Below are 18899 nucleotides of genomic sequence, written 5' to 3'. Positions count from 1 at the left end.
CAGGCGGGAGAGGGGTGCAAGGTGTCGATATTCGAGGGCTTGAGAGTTTGCCGACACCGCTGGCGATCGCTCCCCTCTCCCGCACGCGGGAGAGGGGTGGGGGAGAGGGCCGGCGCCACCACGAAGTCCCGCCCGCCCACACGCCAATCCCACGCCATCCACGTAAACCCCAACCCCTTCCCTTCCCTTTTGACAGCCTTTTGACAGTTTCCCCCGCCTAGAATCCGCCCCAAGGCCGCTAACCCCGGTCTGATGTTCACCAATAATCCAAGAACAGTCCCGGCCACGCCCCGCCGCGCCCGGACAGGAGACAACCCCGGCAGCGCCTCGCGCGCTGCCGCCAGGCCGTGTCCTCGTCCCCGGCAATGCAGAGGCTGCCGGAACCCCCGGGTCGGATCGCGGTCGCCAGTGAGTGGCAAGCGATCACCGGTACTACTACCAAGGAGACCGCTATGCGCCGTTCGCTTTCCCGTTTCGCCCATGCCGCGCTGGCATCGGCCGCCGTTGCCGCCACCGTCGTTGCCGCGCCCGCCTATGCGCTGGACAGCGTCAAGGTCATGATCGGCGCCAACCCCGGCGGAGGCTATGACCAGACCGGCCGCTCGCTGGGCGCCGCGATGATCGCCGCGGGCCAGGCCAAGACCGCTTCGTACGACAACAAGGGCGGCGCCGGCGGCACCATCGCGCTGACGCAGTTCGTCAACACCGACAAGGGCAACCCCAACGCGCTGATGGTGGTAGGTGCGGTGATGGTCGGCGCGATCGAGACCAACAAGCCGCCGGTCACGCTGAAGAACGCCACGCCGATCGCGCGCCTGTTCGCCGACACCATGGTCATCACCGTGCCGGCCAGCTCGCCGATCAAGTCGATCAAGGACCTGACCACGCAGTTGAAGGCCAATCCGGGCAGCGTCAGCTGGGGCGGCGGCTCCAAGGGTTCGATCGACCATATCCTGGCCGGCCTGGTCGCCAAGGAAAGCGGCGTCGATCCCAAGAAGATCAACTACGTGCCGTTCCAGGGCGGCGGCGAAGCCTCGGCCTCGATCATGGGCGGCCACGTGACCGTGGGCATCGCTGGCGTGTCGGAGTTCCTGCCCTTCGTCAAGAGTGGCAAGATGCGCGCGCTGGCGGTGACTTCCAAGGACCGCACCGCCGATATCCCGACGCTGAAGGAGCAAGGCGTCAATGTCGAGATCTACAACTGGCGCGGCGTGTATGGCGCGCCCGGCACCACGCCCGAGCAGCGCAAGGCCATGATCGACGCGGTGGTCAAGGCCACCGAGAGCCAGGCCTGGAAGGACACGCTGCAGAAGAACGACTGGACGCCCTTCCTGCTGACCGGCGATGAGTTCGGCAAGTTCGTCGACAGCGAATCGACCCGCCTGGGCGGCACGCTGCGCGAGCTGGGCGTCGCCAAGTAAAGCCCGCTGCCGCGCCAACCCGGCGCGGCCTGTAAACCCCCCGCATTACCGCATCAAAACCGCTTTACCTGTCGTGCCTGCCAACACCGCCGGTCGATCCCGGCGGCAGGAAAACGGCATGGGGCCCGGTGTCCACCTGCGATACCGAAGACAACAACCATATGTCGCCGGGCCTCATTGCCGCGCGGGCCGCAAGGTCAGCAAGCCAGCGTCGCGGACGCCAGCCTCCCCTTGCTGGCGACAAAGGCCAAGGAGTCTCCAATGAAACCCTCGCACGTTGCCATCGGCATTGCCGTCCTGGCGCTTTCGCTGTTCTTCTTTCTCGGCCTGTCGGGCATCTCCGGAGAGGAAGGCTATGCCGGCCTGTCGCCGCGCTTCGTGCCCACGCTGGTGGCCGTCGGGCTGGCCGTGTGCGGCGCGCTGCTGACCTGGCAGGGCGTGCGCGGCGGCTTCGCCAACATGCCGGAGGAAGATGCCGAGCTGCCCAACGCGCCGCACAACTTCAAAGGCTTCCTGTGGGTGGCGGGCGGCCTGGTGCTGAACATGGCGCTGATCGGCACGCTGGGCTTCGTGTTTTCTTCCACGCTGCTGATGGTGTGCGTGGCGCGCGGCTACGGCAGCCGTCGCATCGTGCGCGACGTGATCGTGGGCCTGTGCATCACGGTGCCGATGTGGGCGCTGTTTGAATTCCTGCTCGGCATCAACCTGCCGCTGCTCCCCATCGCCGGCTTCTGAGCCCGCCCGTCCAGCAAGGAGTCTTCGAATGGAAACCCTGAACATGCTGATGCACGGCTTTGCCGTCGCGATCACGCCAATCAACCTGATGTGGGCCCTGGTGGGCTGCTTCCTCGGCACCGCCATCGGCGTGCTGCCTGGCATCGGCCCCGCGCTGACGGTGGCGATGCTGCTGCCGCTGACCGCCAAGGTGGAACCGACCGCCGCGCTGATCATGTTCGCCGGCATCTACTACGGCGCGATGTACGGCGGCTCGACCACCTCGATCCTGATGAACACGCCGGGCGAGTCTTCCACCATGGTCACGGCCATGGAAGGCAACCTGATGGCCAAGAACGGCCGCGCCGGCCCGGCGCTGGCGACCGCGGCGATCGGCTCGTTCGTGGCCGGCACCATCGCCACCGTGATGCTGTCGCTGTTCGCGCCCGTGGCGGCCGACGTGGCGCTGCAGTTCGGCCCGGGCGAGTACTTCATGATCATGCTGCTGGCCTTCACCACGGTCTCCGCGGTGCTGGGTTCGTCGCTGCTGCGCGGCATGACGGCGCTGTTCCTGGGCCTGGGCATCGGCCTGATCGGCATGGATTCGCTGTCGGGCCAGACGCGCTACTCGATGAACGTGCAGGAGCTGTATGACGGCATCGACATCGTGGTGGTGGCGGTGGGCCTGTTCGCGGTCGGCGAGGCGCTCTTCAACGCCTTCTTCCCGCAGCCGGCGAGCACCTACAACAAGCTCAGCTCAGTCCACATGAACAAGTCGGACTGGAAGCGCTCGATCCCGGCGTGGATCCGCGGCACGTTCATCGGCTTCCCGTTCGGCCTGATCCCCGCGGGCGGTGCCGAGATCCCGACCTTCCTGTCGTATGCGACCGAGAAGAAGCTGTCGGACCACAAGGCAGAGTTCGGCAAGGTCGGCGCGATCGAAGGCGTGGCCGGCCCGGAAGCGGCCAACAACTCGGCCGTGACCGCGACGCTGGCCCCGCTGCTGACGCTGGGCATCCCCACCTCGAACACCACCGCGATCCTGCTGGCCGCGTTCCAGAACTACAACCTGCAGCCGGGCCCGATGCTGTTCCAGACCTCGGGCGACCTGGTGTGGGGCCTGCTGGCGTCGCTGTATATCGGCAACGTCATGCTGCTGGTGCTGAACCTGCCGGCAATCGGCCTGTGGGTGCGCATGCTGCGCGTGCCCACGCCGCTGCTGTACGGCGGCATCCTGATCTTCGCGGGCCTTGGTGCTTACGGCATCCGCCAGTCATGGTTCGACCTGCTGCTGCTGTTCGTGGTCGGCCTGCTCGGCATGGTGATGCGCCGCTTCGACTTCCCCACCGCGCCGGTGATCGTGGGCATGATCCTGGGGCCGATGGCGGAGAAGCAGCTGCGCAACGCGCTGTCGATCGGCCAGGGCGACTGGACGCTGTTCCTGCGCCAGCCGATCTCGGCCACCATCCTGGCGATGACCGTGGCGGTGGTGGTGATCCCGCGCCTGCTGCGCTGGCATGCCGCGCGTGGCTCGGCGCACGCACAGGCTGACAATGCGGCGTGATGCGCGCTAGCATGCGGTAGCCTCCCCGGGGCCCGGCGCCATGGCGTGCGGGCCCTTTGCATTTGCACTCCGGCGCCGGGCCTGCTGGCGCCGGGCGTGCCGTTGCTGACGGCCTTCCATGTGATCCGGATGGCCTTCGTGGTGCTTGCCAGCGGCCCCCTGTATCATTGCCTGAAGCATCGCGTCGCGCCGGGGAGACAGCGTAGCGGTCCGCCACGGGCCAGCCACGGCCGCGGCTATGGAACATGGATACAAGAACGAGGACCGCCATGTCTGAAGCATCACCGCAACTTGCCCTTGCCGACATCGACGCCACGCTCGAACGCGTGCTGGCGCCGTGGGTGCGCCAGCTTGGTCTGCGTGCCGAAGCCATCGATGCAAACGGCGTAACGCTGCGCCTGCCGTTCAACGAATCATTTCGCCACGCCGGTGGCGTGGTCTGCGGCCAGGTGCTGATGTCGGCGGCCGACACCGCCATGATCGTCGCCGTCGCGAGTGCGCTCGGCGGCTTCCGCCCGATGACCACGGTCTCGCTCACCACCAATTTCATGCGTCCCGTGATCGACGGCGACGTGCTGGTGCGCGCCAACGTGCTGCGCCTGGGCAAGACCGTGGTGTTCGGCGAGATCGCGCTGACCGGCACCGACGGCAAGCTGGCGGTGCAGGCCACCACCACCTACGCGCTGCTCTGATGCCGGCCAGCGCGGGCGCCAATCCCGCCAATCCCTTTGACCAGGTCGTCTTTGCCGGCGGCGGTAACCGCTGCTGGTGGCAGGCGGGCTGGTGGGACACGGTCGCGCCCGAGCTGCAGCTGCGTCCGCGCGTGATCGCGGCCATCTCGGCCGGCGCGGCCACCGCGTGCATGGTCTATGCGCATGACTCGCACCAGACCATGGATTACTACCGCGAGGTGCTGTCCAGGAACCGCCGCAATGCCTACTGGGGCAACCTGCTGCGCAACGAGCGCGTGTTCCCCCACTACGGCATCTACCGCACCGCCCTGCTGACGATCTTTGCCGACGGCCGCCTGGCGCACCTGCAGCAGGCGCCCGAGATCCGCATCGGCGTGGCGCATATCCCGCGCTGGAGCGGCCCGCGGCTGGCGGTGGCGGCAGGGCTGCTGGCCTACAACATCGACAAGCATATGCTCAAGACGCTGCATCCGCGGCTGGGGCGCAAGCTGGGCTTCCGGCCGGAGTTCGTGCGCGCGCAGGATTGCGCCTCGCCCGACCAGCTGGCCGACCTGCTGCTGCAGTCGGCGTCGACGCCGCCGTTCACGCCGGTGCTGCGCCGCCACGGCCGGCCGGTGCTCGACGGCGGCCTTGTGGATAACGTCCCGGTTGATGCGCTCGACGCCGCGCCGGGCAATGTGCTGGTGCTGGTCACGCGGCTCTATCCGCGCCCGCGCCGTTTCGTCATCGAGCACGGCGGCCAGCGCCGCCTGTACCTGCAGCCCTCGGAACGCGTGCCGATCTCTAGCTGGGACTACACCCGGCCCGATGCCATGACGCACGCCTACGAACTCGGCCGCCGCGACGGGGAAACCTTCCTGCGCGAGTGGCCGTCGATCCTGAATACCGAACTGCGGCCGGCCGCCTAGCTTCGCGGCGTGGCACCGGCCTGATCGTTTGTCGATGCGGCCCGCGTGCCGCGACAGGAGGCATGGATGACCGAGCGCAAGACAACCCCCAACGGAACGCAGGGGACCAACGAACCGCGGCGTGCCCGTCAGGTCAGCGCCGCGCCACCCGTGGAACGGGTGCCGCGCGCCCGCTCCACAGGTGCCGGCAAGCGCCGCAACGGCAAGGAGCGCGACGCCGATCTGGTCGTGATCGGCGGCGGCTCCGGCGGCGTGGCGTGCGCGCGGCGCGCGGCGGCGCACGGGGCGCGCGTGATCCTGGTCGAGCGCGATGCCATCGGCGGCACCTGCGTCAACCGCGGCTGCGTGCCCAAGAAGATGCTCTCCTACGGCGCCTCGTGGGCGGCGATCCTGTCAGGCTGCCTCTCGCACACCGGCGGCCGTGAGGACTGGCGCGACGCGATCGTGCGCGTCAACGCCGAGGTGGCGCGGCTGAACGCGGGCTACACCCAGCGCCTGCATGAATCCGGCGTGGAGATCCTGCGTGGCGACGCGCGCGTCACCGCGCCCGATGAAGTCCGCGTCGGCGACGAGACCATCCATGCGCGCCGCATCCTGATCGCCACTGGCGCGCGCCCGCGCACGCTGGACGTGCCCGGCGGCGAACTGGCGGCCAGCTCCGACGATGTCTTTACCTGGCAGACCGTGCCCGCCTCGGTCGCGGTGATCGGCGGCGGCTATATCGGCGTGGAGCAGGCATCGATCCTGTCGCGCTACGGCGTCAAGGTAGACCTGATCGTTGCCGGCGACCGGCTGCTGCAGCACTTCGACCATGAGATCGGGGCAGCGCTGGCCGATGCGCTGACTGCGCGAGGCGTGCGCGTGCACCTGAATGCGCGAGTGCATTTGCTCAGCCAGGCCAACGGCGCGGTGGAAGTCTGCTACCGCCCCACCGACCGCCCCGGCCAGACCGAGGCCGTACGCGCGCAGGCCGCGCTGGCGGCGATCGGGCGCATCTCCAATGTGCAGGGGCTGGGGCTGGAAGAGCTTGGCGTGGTGTTTGGCGACAAGGGTGGCATTCATGTCGACAAGCAGCACCGCAGCAGCGTGCGCAAGATCTACGCGATCGGCGACGCCACCGACGGCCTGCACCTGACGCCGGTGGCGACCGCGCAGGGCCGGTGGCTGGCGGACCGGCTCTATGGCCGGCGCGGCGAGCGTGCTGACTTCGACTTCGTGCCCACCGCGGTGTTCTGCGAACCCGCCATCGGCGCGGTCGGCATGACCGAGGCGCAGGCGATCGCCGATGCCGGCAAGCCCGAACGCATCCGCACCGTGGTCAAGCGCTTCGTCTCGCTGGAAAACCGCTTCGGCGGCACGCAGCACCAGAGCGTGTTCAAGCTGGTGCTGAACGCGCGCAGCGGCCGCGTGCTGGGGGTGCACCTGATGGACAACGCCGCGCCGGAGGTCGTGCAGGCGCTGGCGGTGGCGCTGCGACTGGGCGTGCGTGAGTCGCATTTGCAGACCACGGTCCAGCTGCATCCGACGGTGGCGGAGGAGCTGTTCAGCTAGCTGATTGCCGCCGGTTTGCTCCCCTCTCCCGCTTGCGGGAGAGGGGCCGGGGGAGAGGGCAGGCACTGGCATACCGAGGAGCCTCACTTCGTCGACATTCCAGCCCTCTCCCCAACCCTCTCCCGCAAGCGGGAGAGGGGGACCGCAGTCGGTCGCGATGCGTTCTTGGCCGAGTTATTCGCCGACAGGCAGCTTCAGCACCGCCCGCACGCCGGTACCCTGCTGCCCTTCGCCCAGCTCCACGGTCCCGCCGAAGCGCGCCGCCATCTCGCGCGAGATCGCCAGCCCGAGCCCCGAGCCGGGCTCGGCGTTGCCCACGCGGCGGTAGAAGCGCGCAAAGACCTTTTCGCGCTCTTCGGGCGGGATGCCCGGCCCGTCGTCTTCCACGATCAGGCAGGCGGTTTCGTCGCTGCGTTTTGCCGACAAGGTGATCCGGCTGCCGCGCGGCGAGTACTGGATCGCGTTGTGCACCAGGTTGGCCAGCGCCTCGCGCAGCAGCGCGGGATCGGCGCGCACCGGCAGCTTCAGCCCCGGCACCGGCTCCCAGCCGAAGTCCTGCTGTTTGCCGCGCGCCAGCGGCAGGTAGTCGAGCGCCACCTGCTCGGCCACGGCGACGGCGTCGATGATGTCGATGGCGTCCGCTTCCTGTGCGTTCTCGCCATGGTGCTGGCGTACCCGCGCCAGCGCCAGCAACTGGTTAGTCAGGCGCGCGGCCTGCTCCAGCTGCGTGACGATGCCGCCCACCGCTTCGCCCGCGGCGCGGCGCGCGGCTTCCGGATCGGGATCGCGCAGCTGGCGCTGGGCGTATTCGGCCTGCGTCTTCAGGATCGCCAGCGGCGTGCGCAGCTGGTGCGCGGCATCGGCAATGAACTGCGCCTGCGACTGCGCCATCGCCGCCGAGCGCGACACGTGCAGGTTGACCGCGTCGACCAGCGGCCGCACCTCGGACGGCACGCGCTCGAAGGCCAGCGGGGCGAGGTCGTCGGGCGAGCGCGCCTCGACGTCGTCGCGCACGCGCTTGAGCGGGCGCAGCACGTAAGTGACGCCGCCCACCAGGATCGCGGCGCTCAGCAGGATCAGCAGCAGGTCGCGCGCCAGCGCGCTGCGCCATACCGTGGCGATCAGCGCGCTGCGCGGCTCGGCGGTCTCGGCGACCTGGATGATCACGCGCATGCGCGCATCGGGCCGGTACACGGGGCGCGCCATGACGCCAATGCGCACCGCGTCGCCCAGGTACTCGGTATCGTAGAAACGCGGCTGGTTGTTGACGAGGTTGCCGGCGGGCAGCGGCAGGTCGTCATAGCCGGTAATGGTTTCCACCTTGCCGGCCCGTTCCAGCGACACGCGGTAATACACGTGGGTCTGCGCCGCGCTTTCGAACATCTCCATGGCGGCGTCGGGCAGGGTGAGCTGGATACTCTCGCCGGCCATGCCGATGGCGTTGTCGATGGTGCGGATCGAGCCGTACAGCGAGCGGTCGTAAGCGCGGTTGGCCGCATCGCGCAGCGTGCCGTAGGTGAGCCAGGTGTCGATCGCCATCATGGCCGCCAGCGCCGGCACCAGCAGCAATAGCAGCTGGCGGCGCAGGCTGCCGCGCCGCCACCGCAGCACGGGATGGCGCGGCCCCATGCGCCAGCGCATGTCCGTTTCCTTCCAGCGCATGTCAGCGCCCGGCCTCGGGCTCCAGCAGGTAGCCGAAGCCGCGCAACGTGACGATGGTGACGCCGTGCCCGGCCAGCTTCTTGCGCAGCCGGTAGACCAGCACTTCGATGGCATCGGGCGAGACATCGGCGTCGAGCGAGAACACCTTGTCGAGCAGCTGCGCCTTGGTCAGCGGCTGGCCGCTGCGCGCCAGCAGCGCGCCCAGCAGCGTCGATTCGCGCGGCGTCAGCGCCAGCGGCTGGCCATCGAGCGTAAAGCTGCGGGTCTCGCCGTCGAACACCAGCGTGCCGCACTGCAGGCGCGGGTGCGCGCGGCCGCGGCTGCGCCGGATCAGCGCCAGCAGGCGCGCTTCCAGCTCGGCGATGGCGAAAGGCTTGGGCAGGTAGTCGTCGGCGCCGAGGTTGAGGCCGCGCACGCGTTCGTCGAGCGTGTCCTGCGCGGTCAGGATCAGCACCGGGGTGCGGTCGTCGCGCCCGCGCATCGACTTGAGCACGGCCAGCCCGTCCTTGCCGGGCAGGCGCAGGTCGAGCACGACCGCGTCGTATTCCTCGGCCTGCAGCCGTGTCTCGGCCTGCAGGCCGTCGGCGACGTGCTCGATCACGAAGCCGCCCTGCTCCAGTGCGCGGGCGACCCAGCGTGCCAGTTCGACTTCATCCTCCACCAGCAGGATGCGCATGCCGGTTCTCCTCCTCTGCCGGTTCTGTGCCAGGCGGCCCCGGCGCTATGGCGCGCGTGCCGCGGGCGCCTATAATAACCCCGCCCCGCTTGTCCCGGCGCGCCCGCTGCCAGGGCCGCCCTCCAGTTCCCGACCACCGTGCCCAAGTGTCCGCCCCAGCTGTCCGCTTCCATGCTGCCCGCGGCGCATGGCTCGCCCGCAACTCCCGCATCCCTCGCATCACCCGTCTCATTGCAACGCCGCCGGCTGGTCGGCGCCTCGCTGCTGGCCGGGACTTCGCTGTCATTGCCGCTGCAGGCCCAGTCCAGGCTGCCGGCGCCGCCGCCTGGCTACCCCTCCGGGTATGACGTCACCATCGCCCGCGCGCAGCGCGAAGGCGAGGTGGTGGTCTACGCCTCGACCGACCTGGAGGTGGCGCAGCCGCTGATCACGGCATTCGAGACGCGCTATCCCGGCATCCGGGTGCGCTACGAGGACCTGAACACCATCGACCTGAACCAGCGCTTCCTGGCGGAAACCGCCGCGCTCGGCAGCGGCCGCGCGGCGCCGGGTGCGCGCTATGCCGACGTGCTGTGGAGCACCGCCATGGACCTGCAGATCAAGCTGGTCAACGACGGCAACGCCCAGCGCTACGCCTCGCCCGAGCGGGCCGGCCTGCCCGGCTGGGCGGTGTGGCGCGACGAGGCCTGGGGCACCACCTTCGAGCCCGCGGTGATCGTCTACAACCGCCACCACTTCGCCGGCATGCGCGCGCCGCGCAGCCGCACCGGGCTGGCGCGGCTGCTGCAGGAGAACGCGCCGCGCTGGCGCGGCAAGGTGGTGACATATGACGTGGAGCGCTCCGGCGTGGGCTACCTGCTGGCGCAGCAGGACGCGCGCATGGGCAGCGAGTTCTGGTACCTGGCGCAGGCGCTGGGGCGCGCCCGGGTGCAGTTGTCGTCGTCCACCGCCGAGATGGTCGAGCGCATTGCCAGCGGCGAGCTGGTGATGGGGTACAACCTGCTGGGTTCCTACGCGCTGTCGCTGATGGAGCGCGGTGCGGCGATCGACGTGATCGCGCCGCGCGACTACACGCTGGTGATGTCGCGGGTAGCGTTTATTGCGAAGCGCGCGCCGCGGCCAAATGCGGCGCGGCTGTGGCTGGATTTCCTGCTGTCGCGCGAGGGCCAGGCGCTGCTGGCCAAGTCGACCACGCAGCTCTATACCATTCGCACCGATACCGACAGCGTGCATACCGCCGCGGCGCTGTCGGAGCGCCTGGGCTACGCGCTCAAGCCGATCAGCGTGGGACCGGGCCTGCTGGCCGCGCAGGACACCCTGCGCAAGCGCGCCTTCCTCGCACGCTGGCACGAAGCCGTGCGCGGCTAGCGCAGGCCGGTATCAGGGGCTCAGGGCACCAGGTCGCTGGTGCCCAGGCCCGCGGCCTGCTGGCAGGCCTGCTCGCACAGCGTCGACAGTTCGTCGTCGAGCTGTGCCATCGGGCGCGGCACATAGCCGTGCCGCAGCGCGGGGGAGAATTTCAGGGTATCGACGAAGGCATCCGCCATGCGTTCGGCATTGGCGTCGAGGTCGAAGTCCTCGGGCGAGAACAGCCAGTGCGCCAGCACGCCGCCGATGCAGGCGTGGAAGGCGTTGACCGCAAGATCCAGGTCGAGGTCGGCCGGCAGTTGCCCGCGGTCGAGCGCCAGGCGCAGGTGCTCGCGCATCTTGACCAGCCCTTCCTTGTGCGACTGGCGCTGCCGCTCGAAGATGGCGCCGTTGTCCTGGACCATCTCGCACTTGTGGAAGATGATCTCAAAGACGCGGCGCCAGCGCGGGTTGACCACGGTCTGGCGCATCACATAGGCGCAGATATCGCGGATGCCGCCGAGCGGGTCTTCCTGGCGCGCCAGGCGCTCCGGATCGCACAGCGCTTCCACTGGCAGATGCACGCGGTCGCACATGGCGGCGAACACATCGCTCTTGTTCTTGAAGTGCCAGTAGATCGCGCCGCGGGTGACCCCCGCCGCCTCGGCAATGTCGGCCAGCGACGGCCGTGCCACGCCGCGGGCGTGGAACACGGTTTCGGCCGCGTCGAGAATCCGGTGGCGCGTTTCAAGCGCCTCTTCCTTGGTGCGTCTGACCATTTCTGTCTCATATGCCGGCGGACTGGTGGCCACGGTCCGGCTTGTTGAATCTCCCCGGTGCTGCGCAAGCGCGCGGCGGGTCGTTGTCGTCACATGGCGATGTTGTCGCAGGCCTGGGTCCGACAGGACGGCGCGCATCCTAACCCGAGTCGGCGGTTTGCGCCGGATATCCGGATCAGGTTTGCCGGCTTTTCGTTGGGATCCGATGGTTCTCACCGGATCCACCCGACGCGATGTGCGCCCGAAAGCCCTTGCTAATAAATCGACTTAACATACATGCTTGAATGTATATATAATACGCGCTCGCCCGGCTTTCGGCCACCCGCCCCCTGTGACATAGCCAAGCACCTTGGGCGACTCATTGCACAGGCCAGCCGGTCGACAATCCAGTCGTCATATAAAAGCCACCGTTCGTCGCATTCGTCACCGCGTCGACGCGATTTGTGGCTAGCATCACGCTTTTATCCGCCGCAAATATTGCGGCGGGCTGCGTCGTTTCCGCTTTCCTGAGAAGGCAGGCCGGGGCGATGCGGCAGATCTCAAATTGCCATCATGGGGTTATCGATGAGGAAGTCCCAACGTATCAGTTGCGTTGCCACCTATGCAGCCGCTGCGCTGTCGGCGCTGGCGCTCGCTGCCTGCGGCGACAAGCAGGCCGCCGGCGGCCCCCCGCCGCCGCCGGAAGTGGGCGTGGTCACCGTGACGCCGTCGCCGGTCGCCGTCGTCAATGAACTGCCGGGCCGCCTGGAAGGCGTGCGCACGGCCGAAGTGCGCGCTCGCGTCGAAGGCATCGTGCTGTCGCGCAACTACACCGAGGGCGGCGAAGTAAAGGCCGGCCAGGTGATGTTCCGTATCGACCCGGCGCCCTACCAGGCCGAGCTGTCGTCGGCCCAGGCCGCGCTGCAGCGCGCCGAGGCCAACGCCGTCACCGCGCGCCTGAAGTCCGAGCGCTACAAGCCGCTGGTGGCCGTCAACGCGGTCAGCAAGCAGGAATACGACGACGCCGTGGCCGCCGCCGGCCAGGCCAATGCCGACGTGGCATCGGCCAAGGCCGCCGTGCGCACCGCCCAGATCAACCTGGGCTACACCACCGTGACCGCGCCGATCAGCGGCCGCGCCGGCCGCGCGCTGGTGACCGAGGGCGCGCTGGTGGGCAAGGGCGAGGCGACCAAGCTGGCGCTGGTGGAGCAGGTCGACCCGATGTGGGTCACCTTCACGCAGCCGGCTTCGGAAGTCACGCGCCTGCGCCGCGCCATCGAGTCGGGCGCCGTCAAGGGCGTCAACGGCGGCGCCAACGTGCACCTGTACGTCGAGGACGGCCGCGAGTACGAGCACACCGGCAAGCTGCTGTTCTCGGACATGACGGTCGATCCGACCACCGGCGCGATCACGCTGCGCGCGCAGTTCCCCAACCCGAAGCGCGAGCTGCTGTCGGGCACCTTCGTGCGCGTGAAGATCGAGCAGGGCGTGGATGAGAACGCGCTGACCGTGCCGCAGCGGGCGCTGATCCGCGGCGCGCAGGGCGCCACCGTGCTGGTGGTCGGCAAGGACGGCAACGTTGCCTCGGTGCCGGTCAAGGCGCCGCAGGCGATCGGCGACCGCTGGATCGTCACCGAAGGCCTGAAGGGCGGCGAGAAGGTGATCGTCGAGGGCCTGCAGAAGGTCAAGGTCGGCGCGCCGGCCAAGCCTGTGCCGTTCGTGCAGGCGGATGCCTCGGCACCGGCCGCCACGCCGGCTTCGGCTTCCGCTGCCCCGGCCTCCGCCCCCAAGGCCGAAGCGAAGCAGGAAGCGAAGCAGGAAACGAAGGCCGAGGGCAAGCAAGGCTGAACACCGCCGCGCCGCGGCAGCTGAAGCCAGCCGCCGCGGCACACAGGGCTAGACAAAGAGGGAGCCAGTCTTATGGCCAAGTTTTTTATCGACCGGCCGGTGTTCGCGTGGGTGCTCGCGCTGATCATCGTGCTGGGCGGGATGTTGTCGATCATGCAGTTGCCGATCGCGCAATACCCGAACATCGCCCCCCCGATCATCTCGGTCACGGCCACCTACCCGGGTGCGTCGGCCAAGACGCTGGAGGATTCCGTCACGTCGGTGATCGAGCAGGAGCTTAACGGCGCCCCCAACCTGCTCTACTACAACTCGACCAGCGAATCGACCGGCCTGGCGACGATCACCATCGCGTTCGCGCCGGGTTCCAACATCGACCTGAATTCGGTCGAAGTGCAGAACCGCCTCAAGCGCGTGGAAGCGCGCCTGCCGGCGGAAGTGCGCCAGCAGGGCGTGCGCGTGGACAAGGCCGGGAACAACTACATGATGTTCCTGACTGTGTCGTCCAGGTCCGGCACGGCCAGCGCGATCCAGCTCGGCAACTATGTCTCTGCACAGGTGATCGACTCGATCCGCCGCGTGCCCGGCGTGGGCCAGGCCGACCTGTTCGGCACCGAGTACGCCATGCGCATCTGGCTGGACCCGGCCAAGCTGACCGGCTACAACCTGACGCCGCTGGACGTGACCGCCGCGGTGAGCGAGCAGAACGTGCAGGTTGCCGTGGGCGAACTGGGCGGCACGCCCTCGCCCAAGGGCACCGAGCTGAACGCCACCGTCACCACCGAAAGCCGGCTGTCCACGCCGGAGCAGTTCGGCAACATCCTGTTGCGCACCAACCCCGACGGTTCGTCGGTGCGCATCAAGGACGTGGGCCGCGTGGAGCTGGGCGGCGCCGACTACTCGACGCTGGCCCGCACCAACGGCAAGCCGTCGGCGGCCATCGCCATCAAGCTGGCCCCGACCGGCAACGCGCTGGCCACGGCCACCGCGGTGCGCGCCAAGATGGAAGAGCTGTCGAAGAACTTCCCCGGGGACTACCAGTACACGGTGCCTTACGACACCTCGGCCTTCGTCAAGATCTCGATCGAGGAAGTGATCAAGACGCTGCTGGAAGCCGTGGTGCTGGTGTTCCTGGTGATGTACCTGTTCCTGCAGAACTTCCGCGCCACCATCATCCCGACGCTGGTGGTGCCGATCGCGCTGCTGGGTACGTTCGGCGCGCTGCTGGCGTTCGGCTTCTCCATCAACGTGCTGACCATGTTCGGCATGGTGCTGGCCATCGGTATCCTGGTGGACGATGCCATCGTGGTGGTGGAAAACGTCGAGCGGATCATGAGCGAGGAAGGACTCTCGCCACGTGAAGCGACACGCAAGGCCATGGGCCAGATCACCGGCGCCATCGTCGGCATCACGCTGGTGCTGACCGCGGTGTTCATCCCGATGGCATTCTTCTCGGGCTCGGTCGGCAACATCTACCGCCAGTTCTCGCTCTCGCTGATCGCTTCGATGGCGTTCTCGGCGCTGCTGGCGCTGACGCTGACCCCGGCGCTGTGCGCGACGCTGCTCAAGCCGGTGGAAGCTGGCCATCACCATGAGAAGAAGGGCTTCTTCGGCTGGTTCAACCGCACCTTCGCCACCGCGTCGACCGGCTACCAGGGCGTGGTCGCGCGCATCCTCAAGCGCACCGGCCGCTACCTGATCATCTACGCGGTGATCATCGCGGGCGTGGTGGTGCTGTTCCAGCGCCTGCCGTCGTCGTTCCTGCCCGATGAAGACCAGGGCTACATGATCACCGTGGTGCAGCTGCCCAACGGTGCCACGCAAGACCGAACCATCGGCGTGCTCAAGCAGATCGAGGACTACTACCTGGAGAAGGAAAGCAAGGTGGTTGACCAGATGATCACGGTGGCGGGCTTCTCCTTCTTCGGCCGCGGCCAGAACGGCGGTATCGCGTTCGTGCGCCTGAAGGACTGGAAGGAGCGCACCGGCGCGGACGAGACCGCGCAGGCGCTGGTGGGCCGTGCCTTCGGCGCGCTGTCGTTCATCAAGGACGCGATCATCTTCCCGCTCAATCCGCCGGCGATTGCCGAGCTGGGCAACTCCTCGGGCTTTGACTTCCGCCTGCAGGACCGCACTGGCCAGGGCCACGCCAAGCTGATGGAAGCGCGCAACATGATGCTCGGCATGGCCGCGCAGAACCCGGTGCTGATGGGCGTGCGCCCCGAAGGCCAGGAAGATGCGCCGCAGCTGCAGATCGACATCGACCGCGAGAAGGCGCGTGCGCTGGGCGTGTCGGTGGCCGAGATCAACTCGACGCTGTCGATTGCGTTCGGCTCCAGCTACGTCAACGACTTCATCTATGAAGGCCGGGTGCGCAAGGTGATCGTGCAGGCCGACGGCGCCGACCGCCGGCTGCCGGACGACCTGACCAAGCTGCGCGTGAAGAACAGCAATGGCGACATGGTGGCGTTCGCGGCGTTTGCGACGTCCAGGTGGATCATGGGTTCGCCGCGCCTGGAGCGCTACAACGGCATGCCGGCGGTGAAGATCGCGGGCCAGGCCGCGCCGGGACGCAGTACCGGCGAGGCCATGCGCGCGATGGAAGAGAACTTCGCCAAGCTGCCGCCGGGCTTCGGCTTCGAGTGGTCGGGCCAGTCGTATGAAGAGCGCCTGGCCGGCGCGCAGGAACCGATCCTGTACACGCTGTCGCTGATCATCGTGTTCCTGTGCCTGGCCGCGCTGTACGAGAGCTGGTCGATCCCGTTCTCGGTGCTGCTGGTGGTGCCGCTGGGCGTGCTTGGGGCGCTGCTGGGCGTGACGCTGCGCGGCATGCCTAACGATGTGTACTTCAAGGTGGGCCTGATCGCCACGATCGGCTTGTCGGCGAAGAACGCCATCCTGATCGTGGAATTCGCCAAGGACCTGCAGGCGCAAGGCAAGGGCCTGATCGAAGCCACGCTGGAAGCGGTGCACCTGCGGTTCCGCCCGATCCTGATGACGTCGATGGCGTTCATCCTGGGCGTGCTGCCGCTGGCGATCGCCACCGGCGCGGGCTCGGGCAGCCAGCGCGCCATCGGTACGGGTGTGATGGGCGGGATGATCACGGCCACGGTGCTGGCGATCTTCCTGGTGCCGGTCTTCTTCGTCGTGGTGCGCAAGCGCTTCAAGGGCAGCGAGCGCCAGCGCATGCTTGACAAGAAGTGGCATGACCCGCAAGAGGAACTCTGACATGACCAAGACCCTGACCACACTGCTGCTGGTGGCCGGCGTTCTGAGCGGCTGCACGCTGGCGCCCAAGTATGAGCGCCCCGTCCCGCCGGTGGCCGGCAACTATCCGGTGGCGCCCGAGGGCTATGCCACCGCCGAGGTGAAGAGCGGCGAAACCCGCCGCGCGACCGACATCGGCTGGCGCGAGTTCTTCCGCGACCCGCGCCTGCAGGCGCTGATCGCCACCTCGCTGGATAACAACCGCGACCTGCGCCAGGCCGCGCTGCGCATCGAGGAAGCGCGCGCCACGTACCAGGTGCAGCGCGCCGACCTGCTGCCGACGGTGAACGTCAACGGTGGCTACACCCGTGCCCGCACCACCGCTGCCGAGGCGGCGACGGTGCTCGGGCAAGCGGGCGTGACCGAGGTCTACCAGGTCGGCCTGGGCATCTCGTCGTACGAGCTCGATTTCTTCGGGCGCGTGCGCAGCCTGTCCAACGCCGCGCTGGCGCAGTACTTCGCCACCGAAGAAGCGCACCGCTCGGCGTATATATCGCTGGTGTCGGAAGTCGCCAAGGCCTACCTGGCCGAGCGCTCCTTTGCCGAGCAGTACGAGCTGGCACGCAACACGCTGCAGGCGCGCGAAAGCACCTATGGGCTGGCCAAGCAACGCTTCGAAGCGGGCGCCACGTCGGCGCTGGACCTGCGCGACAACGAATCGCTGGTGGCGCAGGCACGCGTCGCCGCGGCGCAGCTGGCACGCCAGCGCGCGCAGGCGCAGAACGCGCTCGAAGTACTGGTGGGCAAGCCTATCGGCACCATCGAGAACCTGCCCGAGCCGATGCGGCTGTCGGACGAGCGCATCATCAGCGATATCCCGGCGGGCCTGCCGTCGGAACTGCTGGAGCAGCGTCCCGACATCCGCCAGGCCGAGCAGCAGCTGCTGTCGGCCAACGCCAATATCGGCGCGGCGCGCGCGGCGTTCTTCCCGCGCATCTCGCTGACCACCAGCGTGGGCACCATCAGCCCGACGTTCTCGGGGCTGTTCGATGCCGGCACGCGCGCATGGTCGTTCGCGCCGCAGCTGACGCTGCCGATCTTCGACTATGGCCGCAACATGTCGAACCTGGATCTCGCCAACGTGCGCAAGAACATCCAGATCGCCAACTACGAGAAGACCATCCAGACGGCCTTCGCGGAAGTGGCGGACGCGCTGGTGGCGCGCGGCACCCTGGAAGACCAGGTCACAGGCCAGGAACAAGTGCGCGACGCCGAATCCGCTCGCTATGAGCTGTCGCGACTGCGCTTCCGCAGCGGCGTGGCCAGCTACCTGGACGAACTCGATGCGCAGCGCCAGCTGTTCACCGCGGAGCAGGCGCTGATCCAGGCGCGGCAGCTGCGGCTGAACAACGCGATCGACCTGTATCGCGCGCTGGGTGGTGGATTGAAGGAGGACAGCGCGGTCGCGCAGCAGGCGGCGCCTGCGGGGCAGCAACAGTTGACGCAGTAGCGCTCGCTAAGGGTTTGCTCCCCTCTCCCGCTTGCGGGAGAGGGGCCGGGGGAGAGGGCCGGCGGTGGCAGTACTGATGGCCTGCACTCCGTCGACACTCCCGCCCTCTCCCCAACCCTCTCCCGCAAGCGGGAGAGGGAGCAAACCTGCGGTGAAGGAAACGATAGAGCCAGTGGCACCCGCCACTGGTTTTTTTTCGCCCTCAGAACTTGTACGAAGCCGCCAGGAAGAACACCAGCGGATTTGGCTCCAGCTTGGTTTTCGACGTCGACAACACCGTCCCGTCGGACGCCTTGATCGTCATCGTCGACGTCGTCTTCAACGGGATATACGTCACCGCCGCGGTCAACCCCCAATGCTCGTTGAAGTTGTAGGTCCCACCGATGTTGAATACCGGTGCCCACGACGACGACGCGTCCGCCTCCACCGAAGTTGGTCCCGGTATCCCTGCACCGGCTGCCAGGATCGCCCCAAGGTTGCTGTTCACCGACGCCGAGAACGCCGGGTTCACTTCGATGTTGGTGAAGAAGTTGTATGACACGCCCACCCCCACGAATGGCCGGAAGCGCGTGTCGGGCTCAAGGAAGTGGTACTGCACCATTGCCGCCGGGCTCCACTGGCGCGCCTTGGTGATGATCGGGTTCAGCGCCGGGTCGCCCAGGCTCTGCCGCCCGAGCGCACCGGCCGGCCCCGGCGGGATCAGCTCGCCATGTCCGTAGAGCTTGAACTCCGGCGGCACGCCGCCCACCGCGGTCACGGCGATATGGTCGGTGACAAAGTGGCTGAAGGTCAGCCCCAGCGTATTGGCATTGGACGACGAAATTGCGCTGCCCGGCGCGGTGAAGGTCGACGGCAGGCCCAGCGGATAGTTGATCGGCACGTCGAGCACCGACGTGGTCAGCGGATCGCTCTGGCCATGCGTGCGGATATGGAACCAGCCCGCGGAAACGACGTTGTCGCCCTTCTTCTGGGCGTGGGCAGGAAGCGCGAGCATGGCCAGCGCTGCCAGCACAATGCTGGCGGTAAGGCGTGAGAAATTCATCG

Annotated in this window: 14 protein-coding genes; 10 read left to right on the top strand and 4 right to left on the bottom strand. The window is 68.1% G+C overall.

Translation table 11 applies throughout. The annotated features are described in order from the left end of the window. Positions 1 to 452 precede the first annotated feature (452 nt). The 6 genes from ACIP1U_RS10535 to ACIP1U_RS10510 all read left to right on the top strand — a co-directional run bounded on the left by ACIP1U_RS10535 (position 453) and on the right by ACIP1U_RS10510 (position 6850). On the top strand, positions 453 to 1421 hold the full coding sequence (locus ACIP1U_RS10535) for a Bug family tripartite tricarboxylate transporter substrate binding protein (protein WP_400314521.1): 969 nt from the start codon (positions 453 to 455) through the stop codon (positions 1419 to 1421). Between the two features lie 261 nt (positions 1422 to 1682). Continuing rightward, a complete protein-coding gene (locus ACIP1U_RS10530; RefSeq protein WP_400314519.1) occupies positions 1683 to 2156 on the top strand; it encodes a tripartite tricarboxylate transporter TctB family protein in 474 nt (157 codons plus the stop codon). 28 nt (positions 2157 to 2184) lie between these two features. Continuing rightward, positions 2185 to 3699, top strand: coding sequence for a tripartite tricarboxylate transporter permease (locus ACIP1U_RS10525; protein WP_400314517.1), 1515 nt, complete (start codon positions 2185 to 2187; stop codon positions 3697 to 3699). 269 nt (positions 3700 to 3968) lie between these two features. Continuing rightward, positions 3969 to 4391, top strand: coding sequence for a PaaI family thioesterase (locus tag ACIP1U_RS10520; protein ID WP_400314515.1), 423 nt, complete (start codon positions 3969 to 3971; stop codon positions 4389 to 4391). Beyond that, positions 4391 to 5299: a patatin-like phospholipase family protein gene (locus ACIP1U_RS10515; protein ID WP_400314513.1), complete on the top strand. Its 909-nt coding sequence runs from the start codon at positions 4391 to 4393 to the stop codon at positions 5297 to 5299. The genes ACIP1U_RS10520 and ACIP1U_RS10515 overlap by 1 nt, the downstream gene beginning before the upstream one ends. A 66-nt stretch (positions 5300 to 5365) precedes the next feature. Further along, positions 5366 to 6850: a dihydrolipoyl dehydrogenase family protein gene (locus tag ACIP1U_RS10510; protein WP_400314511.1), complete on the top strand. Its 1485-nt coding sequence runs from the start codon at positions 5366 to 5368 to the stop codon at positions 6848 to 6850. 174 nt (positions 6851 to 7024) lie between these two features. On the opposite strand, the gene ACIP1U_RS10505 is transcribed toward ACIP1U_RS10510, so the two are convergent. Then, a complete protein-coding gene (locus ACIP1U_RS10505) occupies positions 7025 to 8491 on the bottom strand; it encodes a sensor histidine kinase (protein ID WP_400314509.1) in 1467 nt (488 codons plus the stop codon). 22 nt (positions 8492 to 8513) lie between these two features. Continuing rightward, positions 8514 to 9188, bottom strand: a complete 675-nt coding sequence (locus tag ACIP1U_RS10500) for a response regulator (RefSeq protein ID WP_400314507.1) — start codon at positions 9186 to 9188, stop codon at positions 8514 to 8516. Positions 9189 to 9419: 231 nt separating this feature from the next. On the opposite strand from ACIP1U_RS10500, the gene ACIP1U_RS10495 reads away from it, so the two are divergent. Further along, on the top strand, positions 9420 to 10556 hold the full coding sequence (locus ACIP1U_RS10495; protein ID WP_400314506.1) for an ABC transporter substrate-binding protein: 1137 nt from the start codon (positions 9420 to 9422) through the stop codon (positions 10554 to 10556). Positions 10557 to 10576: 20 nt separating this feature from the next. On the opposite strand, the gene ACIP1U_RS10490 is transcribed toward ACIP1U_RS10495, so the two are convergent. Further along, positions 10577 to 11314: a TetR family transcriptional regulator gene (locus tag ACIP1U_RS10490; RefSeq protein WP_400314505.1), complete on the bottom strand. Its 738-nt coding sequence runs from the start codon at positions 11312 to 11314 to the stop codon at positions 10577 to 10579. Positions 11315 to 11878: 564 nt separating this feature from the next. Between ACIP1U_RS10490 and ACIP1U_RS10485 the strand changes: the two genes are divergently transcribed. From ACIP1U_RS10485 to ACIP1U_RS10475, 3 genes are all read left to right on the top strand, one after another. Beyond that, positions 11879 to 13141 carry an efflux RND transporter periplasmic adaptor subunit gene (locus ACIP1U_RS10485; protein WP_400314504.1) on the top strand — a complete coding sequence of 421 codons (1263 nt, stop codon included), beginning with the start codon at positions 11879 to 11881 and terminating at the stop codon, positions 13139 to 13141. A 72-nt stretch (positions 13142 to 13213) separates the two neighbouring features. Beyond that, positions 13214 to 16366 (top strand): efflux RND transporter permease subunit, encoded by a 3153-nt coding sequence (locus ACIP1U_RS10480; protein ID WP_400314502.1) that lies wholly within the window; start codon positions 13214 to 13216, stop codon positions 16364 to 16366. A 1-nt stretch (position 16367) separates the two neighbouring features. Continuing rightward, complete coding sequence (locus ACIP1U_RS10475; RefSeq protein ID WP_400314500.1) at positions 16368 to 17855, top strand: efflux transporter outer membrane subunit; 1488 nt, start codon at positions 16368 to 16370, stop codon at positions 17853 to 17855. A gap of 202 nt (positions 17856 to 18057) precedes the next feature. Here ACIP1U_RS10475 and ACIP1U_RS10470 read toward each other — a convergent pair whose 3' ends face one another. Continuing rightward, the gene (locus tag ACIP1U_RS10470; RefSeq protein ID WP_400314499.1) at positions 18058 to 18897 is read right to left on the bottom strand and encodes an OmpW family protein; all 840 of its coding nucleotides are present in this window, start codon (positions 18895 to 18897) and stop codon (positions 18058 to 18060) included. Between the last annotated feature and the right edge of the window lie 2 nt (positions 18898 to 18899).

This window comes from Cupriavidus sp. NPDC089707, from assembly GCF_044748965.1.
Classification (GTDB): Bacteria; Pseudomonadota; Gammaproteobacteria; order Burkholderiales; family Burkholderiaceae; genus Cupriavidus.
Note: the sequence above shows the minus strand (reverse complement) of the source record. Positions and strands in the feature narration are given on the sequence as shown.